The organism is Winogradskyella sp., from assembly GCF_013042245.1.
In the GTDB taxonomy this organism is placed as follows: domain Bacteria; phylum Bacteroidota; class Bacteroidia; order Flavobacteriales; family Flavobacteriaceae; genus Winogradskyella.
In genome coordinates this window covers 1-6,021 of the sequence record NZ_JABDQL010000021.1, presented here as the reverse complement: position 1 = coordinate 6,021, position 6,021 = coordinate 1, and the positions used below count along the sequence as shown (strand labels likewise).

Annotated in this window: 4 protein-coding genes and 1 pseudogene; 3 read left to right on the top strand and 2 right to left on the bottom strand. The window is 34.2% G+C overall.

Features of this window, described 5'->3' with window-relative positions; translation table 11 throughout:
* Positions 1 to 183 precede the first annotated feature (183 nt).
* The gene (locus HKP48_RS01555) at positions 184 to 1,728 is read right to left on the bottom strand and encodes a glycine--tRNA ligase (protein ID WP_296342116.1); all 1,545 of its coding nucleotides are present in this window, start codon (positions 1,726 to 1,728) and stop codon (positions 184 to 186) included.
* A 124-nt stretch (positions 1,729 to 1,852) separates the two neighbouring features.
* Here HKP48_RS01555 and HKP48_RS01550 point away from each other — a divergent pair, with 124 nt between their 5' ends.
* Entirely contained in the window at positions 1,853 to 2,533 is a 681-nt protein-coding gene (locus HKP48_RS01550; protein WP_296342114.1) for a ComF family protein, read from the top strand.
* 54 nt (positions 2,534 to 2,587) lie between these two features.
* Positions 2,588 to 4,198 (top strand): Ig-like domain-containing protein, encoded by a 1,611-nt coding sequence (locus tag HKP48_RS01545; protein WP_296342113.1) that lies wholly within the window; start codon positions 2,588 to 2,590, stop codon positions 4,196 to 4,198.
* Here HKP48_RS01545 and HKP48_RS01540 read toward each other — a convergent pair.
* Complete coding sequence (locus HKP48_RS01540; RefSeq protein WP_296342111.1) at positions 4,182 to 4,964, bottom strand: amidohydrolase; 783 nt, start codon at positions 4,962 to 4,964, stop codon at positions 4,182 to 4,184. The genes HKP48_RS01545 and HKP48_RS01540 overlap by 17 nt on opposite strands.
* A 57-nt stretch (positions 4,965 to 5,021) precedes the next feature.
* On the opposite strand from HKP48_RS01540, the pseudogene HKP48_RS01535 reads away from it, so the two are divergent.
* Positions 5,022 to 5,897: pseudogene (locus tag HKP48_RS01535) on the top strand (serine hydrolase); the annotation flags it as partial.
* Between the last annotated feature and the right edge of the window lie 124 nt (positions 5,898 to 6,021).

Below are 6,021 nucleotides of genomic sequence, written 5' to 3'. Positions count from 1 at the left end.
TTTTTGACGGAGAACAATATAGCTAAATATCCATCAGAAGGAGAAGGGAATTTGTTCCCTTCTTTTTTCTGAAAAATTGCTATAAAAAAAACTCCTTAAAAGTTGCGTTTATTGGTTGAATTCAAGTAATTAAAAAAGCCCTTCTAACTTAGAAGGGCTTTTTATTCGTATGTATGAGTAAAGTTACATCTTCATCAGCCATTCCTTAAAGTCTACTTCTTTCTTAATAATTGCTCTTAAATCTTCAATCTTAACACGTTGTTGTTCCATCGTATCGCGATGACGAATAGTAACAGTGTTATCTTCTAAGCTTTCGCCATCGACGGTGATGCAAAATGGTGTGCCATTAGCATCTTGACGTCTATAGCGACGACCAACAGCATCCTTTTCATCATACGTCACATTAAAATCCCATTTTAAGTCATCCATGATATCTTTAGATAATTTCACTAAAGCTTCATCTTTACGTACTAATGGTAGGATTGCTGCTTTTGTTGGTGCTAAAACAGCTGGTAATTTTAATACTGTTCTGGTCGTATTGTTTTCTAACTCTTCTTCTTGTAGCGCATTAGAAAACACTGCTAAGAACATACGGTCGAGACCGATTGAGGTTTCTAAAACATATGGTGTATAGTTGGCATTTTCTTCGTGGTCAAAATACTGTAATTTTTTGCCAGAATATTCTTCATGCTGTTTTAAATCAAAATCTGTACGCGAGTGAATACCTTCTAATTCCTTAAATCCAAACGGAAATTTAAATTCAATATCTGTAGCGGCATCAGCGTAATGTGCTAATTTTTCATGGTCATGAAAACGATAATTGTCTTCGCCAATACCTAGCGATAAATGCCATTTCATGCGGTGCTCTTTCCAATATTGAAACCAATCGGCTTGCGTACCTGGTTTTATGAAAAATTGCATCTCCATTTGTTCAAACTCACGCATTCTAAAGATAAATTGGCGTGCTACAATCTCGTTTCTAAAGGCTTTTCCGGTTTGTGCAATACCAAACGGAATCTTCATGCGTCCTGTTTTTTGAACATTCAAAAAGTTGACAAAAATACCTTGAGCCGTTTCTGGTCTTAGATATAAATCCATGGCAGAATCTGCAGATGCGCCAAGCTTTGTTCCAAACATAAGGTTAAATTGCTTAACGTCCGTCCAATTACGACTTCCTGAAACCGGGCAAGCAATCTCTAACTCTTCAATTAAAGTTTTAACGTCAGCTAAATCTTCAGCTTCCAAGGATTTTCCCATTCGGCTTAGAATGATGTTAATCTTTTCTTGGTAGCCTAAAACGCGACCGTTAGTTGAAATAAACTCTTCCTCATTAAAAGCATCACCAAAACGCTTGGCTGCTTTTTTAACCTCCTTCTCAATTTTTGCTTCAATCTTAGCACAATAATCTTCAATTAAAACATCAGCGCGATAACGCTTCTTTGAGTCTTTATTATCAATTAAAGGGTCATTAAAAGCATCGACGTGACCAGAAGCTTTCCATGTCTTTGGATGCATAAAAATTGCAGCATCTAAACCAACAATGTTATCATTCATTTGCACCATGGCTTTCCACCAATAGTCGCGTATATTTTTTTTGAGCTCAACACCGTTTTGCGCATAGTCGTAAACAGCACTTAAACCATCGTAAATCTCACTACTTTGAAATACGTATCCGTATTCCTTTGCGTGGGATAAAACCTTTTTAAATTTATCTTCATTATTTGCCATGCTGCAAAAATATAAAACGGATAGAATTAATGTCCTCTTTTTACTAATTTATAGTGACTTAAAAATTAAGTATTACATTTAAGTTTAAAAATGAAAAATTAGAACGCTTGTTATAATATTAATTGTGTTTCAAAACCTCGTCAACCTTTTCTTTCCGAAAATTTGTGAAGCCTGTAAACTCCCATTACAAGATAATGAACACGTGGTTTGTGTCACATGCAGACATGAGCTGCCAATTACTAACTTTCATTTTGAAAATAATGATGCGCTTAAAAAGATATTATACGGTCGTGTTAAGCTTGAAAATGCGACGTCACTTCTTCATTTTTCAAAAAAAGGATTGGTACAAGAATTATTACATAATTTAAAATATAGAGGTCATGAACAGATTGGGAAATTTCTAGGCGATTGGCTTGGAGGAGAACTTCAAACTTTAGACGCTTATAAGACGATTGATATTGTTGTCCCAGTACCTTTACATATAACCAAACGTCAAGAACGTGGTTACAATCAAGTTACAAAGTTTGGTCAATCTATTGCTCACGCTTTAGATGCAGATTATAATGAAGACGTTTTAGTGAAAATAAAGCATACCAAAACACAAGTTTTTAAAGATAGAGTTACACGGTTTGATGACGCTAATATGCGTTTTGATTTAGGTAAAACGGATAATTTGAGCCGGATGCATATTTTGTTAGTCGACGACATTATTACCACAGGTGCAACAATAGAAGCTTGTGTGTTGCTTTTACGAAGCATTCCAGATGTAAAAATTAGTGTAGCAACAATGGCAATTGCTGAGTAGAATTTTCGTTATTATTAGAATTTAGTTGTTAATTTGTTGAAACTTTAAAGGTCAATGTTTTTAAAATATTTGCGTGTTTTTTTAGGGATTTTAGTACTCACACTTTTTGCCACGGGATGTGCTAGTCGTGGTAGACCTTCGGGTGGTGAAAAAGATATAACACCTCCAGAAATCACTGGAGAAAAACCAGAAAACTATTCGACCAACTTTATAAGCAAAGAGATTAAAATTTACTTTAATGAGTACGTAAAACTTAAAGATTTACAAAAACAACTTATAGTTTCACCACCAATGGATACACCTCCGGTAATTACACCATTGGGCTCGGCAAGCAAATATATTACCGTAAAGATTGAAGATACATTAGAGGCTAACACAACTTACGCCATTAATTTTGGACAAAGCATAGTAGATAATAATGAAGAAAATCCATATCCGTATTACCGTTATGTTTTTTCTACAGGCGAAACTATTGACTCTTTATCCGTAAAAGGTGCTGTTTTTGATGCTTTAAATAGAAACGCAGACCCTTTTGTTTCGGTAATGTTATACGAAGCAGATACATCTTACATAGATTCAATTGTTTACAAGCAAAAGCCGAAATTTATTACTAACACCTTAGACAGTCTTGTCACTTTTAGTATAGATAATATTAAAGCGGGAAAATACAGGCTAGTAGCACTTAAGGAAGAAAATTCTAACTTCACTTTTCAGCCAAAAACAGATAAAATAGGATTTTATGAAGGCGAAATAAGTGTACCTACAGAAGAAATTTTTGATATTACTTTATTTAAAGAAGTCCCAGATTTTAAAGTATTAAAACCAAGTCAAATAGCAGAGCAGCGGATTCTATTTCCATATGAAGGAGAACTTGAAGACGTAGCGATTGAAATCCAATCAGATTCTATTAAAAATATAGATTATAGGTTAACAAGAGATAAGGAAACTGACAGTTTGTATTATTGGTATAAACCTAAGATTGAAATTGACTCTGCTTCTATTTTGGTAAAAAGTAAAAATTTCACCGAAACTTTTAAATACAAGTTTAGAAATGCAGATAAAGATTCTTTGGTAATAAGTGCTTTAAAACCAGGGACAATTAGCTTTAATGAAGATATAACCCTTATAGCTTCTACACCTTTTGCTAAAATTGATACAACCAAAATTAAATTGATTAATAAAGATTCTGTCAATGTAAAATACGCTATTGAATACGATAAACTTTACAACAGATATGCATTTAAAATTGATAAACAACAATCTGAAAAATATAAAATACAATTGTTACCATCTGCAATAACAGATTTTTATGGAGCCGTAAATGATACATTAGATTTTGCATTCAGTACCCGAAAGAAAGCCGATTTTGGAAATATCAGAGTAACTTTAATTAACGCTAAACTACCTCTAATAGTTCAGCTCGTCGATGATCGAGGAGAAGTGAAATACGAAAAATATGCTGAGGAAATCCCTATTGTAGATTTCAATGATATTGATGCTCGAAAATATAGTATCAGGGCTATTTTTGATACGAATAAGAACAAAAAGTTTGATTCAGGAAATTACCTAAAAAAACTTCAGCCAGAAAAGGTGAGTTATCATCCTGACATCATTGATGTCCGTCCAAATTTTGATTATGACGAAACCCTTACTTTAAGAGACTAAAATTATCTTTATCGTTTAAAAAATTAAGCTTTTCCCGGTGTTTTTTAATATGCTTTTTATCAAGCGATACAATTTCTATCCCTTTTTCATTCGGTATAATATGAGTGAGTTTTTCTCCTAAAACATTATAACAAGCAGAGTGTCCTGGATATTCATGCCCTGTAGCATCAACACCTATTCTGTTAACACCAATGCAGTAGCTCATATTTTCAATAGCGCGAGCTTTTAATAAAGCATCCCAGGCATTTATTCGAGGTTTTGGCCAATTGGCCACATAAACTAGTACATCATAATCTTCTGTATTGCGTGCCCAAACAGGGAAACGTAAATCGTAACAGATTAGCGAACAAATTTTCCAACCTTTATAATCTATGATTGTTTTAGTTATTCCTGCCGTATATACTCTATGTTCGCCTGCCAATGTAAAAGTATGTCGTTTATCATAAGTATCTATTTCTCCGTTAGGACGCACGAAAACCAAACGATTGTAATACTTATTATTTTCTGAAACGACAAGACTTCCAACAATTGCTAGCTCTTTTACTGAAGCTAAAGCTTTTAACCAATTAATGGTGTCACCCTCCATCTTTTCGGCAATACTAGAAGCATTCATCGTAAAGCCTGAGGTAAACATTTCAGGCAAAACAATAAGGTCTACAGATTCTGAAATAGATTCAATCTTTGACGTAAAATGATTTCGATTATCTTCAGGATTTTCCCATGTCAAATCAGATTGGATAAGTGCAATTTTTAGTTCGTTTTCCATGATTTAAAATTAGTAAATTTACAGAGCTTATTAAACTAATTAACACCTCTATATTCTATGTTTCTAGCTAAGAAAGGTTTATTGTTTGTCTTTTTGTTTTGTCTTTATGGTATTTCCGCTCAAATAAAATATTTCCCAGAGCAAAATGATGTCTGGATAGAGAAAACACCAGCAGAACTTAAAGTAGATTCAGAATGGTTAAATGACGCTGTAGAATTTGCAAAAGAAAACGAATATTCTGGCTCACGAGATTTACGTATTGCTGTTTTAAAAGGTTTTGCTCGCGAACCTTTTCATGAAATTTTAGGACCAACTAAAAAACGTGGTGGTCCAGCAGGATTAATCATAAAAGATGGTTATGTAATTGCAAAATGGGGAAATACCAAACGTGTAGATATGACCTTTAGTGTTACCAAAAGTTTTTTGTCAACAGTAACTGGTTTGGCTGTGGATAAAGGTTTGATTGCAAATGAAACCGATTTCGGAAAAGATTATGTTTGGGATGGGACATTTGATGGCGCTCATAATTCTAAAATCACTTGGCAACATTTATTACAACAAAACTCAGATTGGTCAGGAGAAATTTGGGGAGCAAAAGATTGGGCAGATAGACCTCCTAGAAAAGGTGATTTGGACGATTGGAAGAATAGAGGATTAAGAGACCCTGGGACATACATGGAGTATAATGATGTACGTGTAAATGTCTTGGCATATTCCGCTTTACAAGTATGGCGTAAGCCTTTACCACAAGTGTTGAAGGACGAGGTTATGGATAAAATTGGAGCATCAACAACTTGGCGCTGGTTTGGTTACGACAATGCTTGGACAATTATAGATGGGCTCAAAATGAAATCTGTCACTGGTGGTGGACACTCAGGTGCAGGTATTTTTATTTCTGCAGAAGATATGGCGCGTTTTGGATTATTGTTTCTTGAATTCAACCAATAAACGCAACTTTTAAGGAGTTTTTTTTATAGCAATTTTTCAGAAAAAAGAAGGGAACAAATTCCCTTCTCCTTCTGATGGATATTTAGCTATATTGTTCTCCGTCAAAAAA

Coding starts and splice junctions, on each gene's coding strand:
- HKP48_RS01555 (WP_296342116.1), bottom strand. CDS start 1,728: ATGGCAAATAATGAAGATAAATTTAAAAAGGTTTTATCCCACGCAAAG.
- HKP48_RS01545 (WP_296342113.1), top strand. CDS start 2,588: ATGTTTTTAAAATATTTGCGTGTTTTTTTAGGGATTTTAGTACTCACA.
- HKP48_RS01540 (WP_296342111.1), bottom strand. CDS start 4,964: ATGGAAAACGAACTAAAAATTGCACTTATCCAATCTGATTTGACATGG.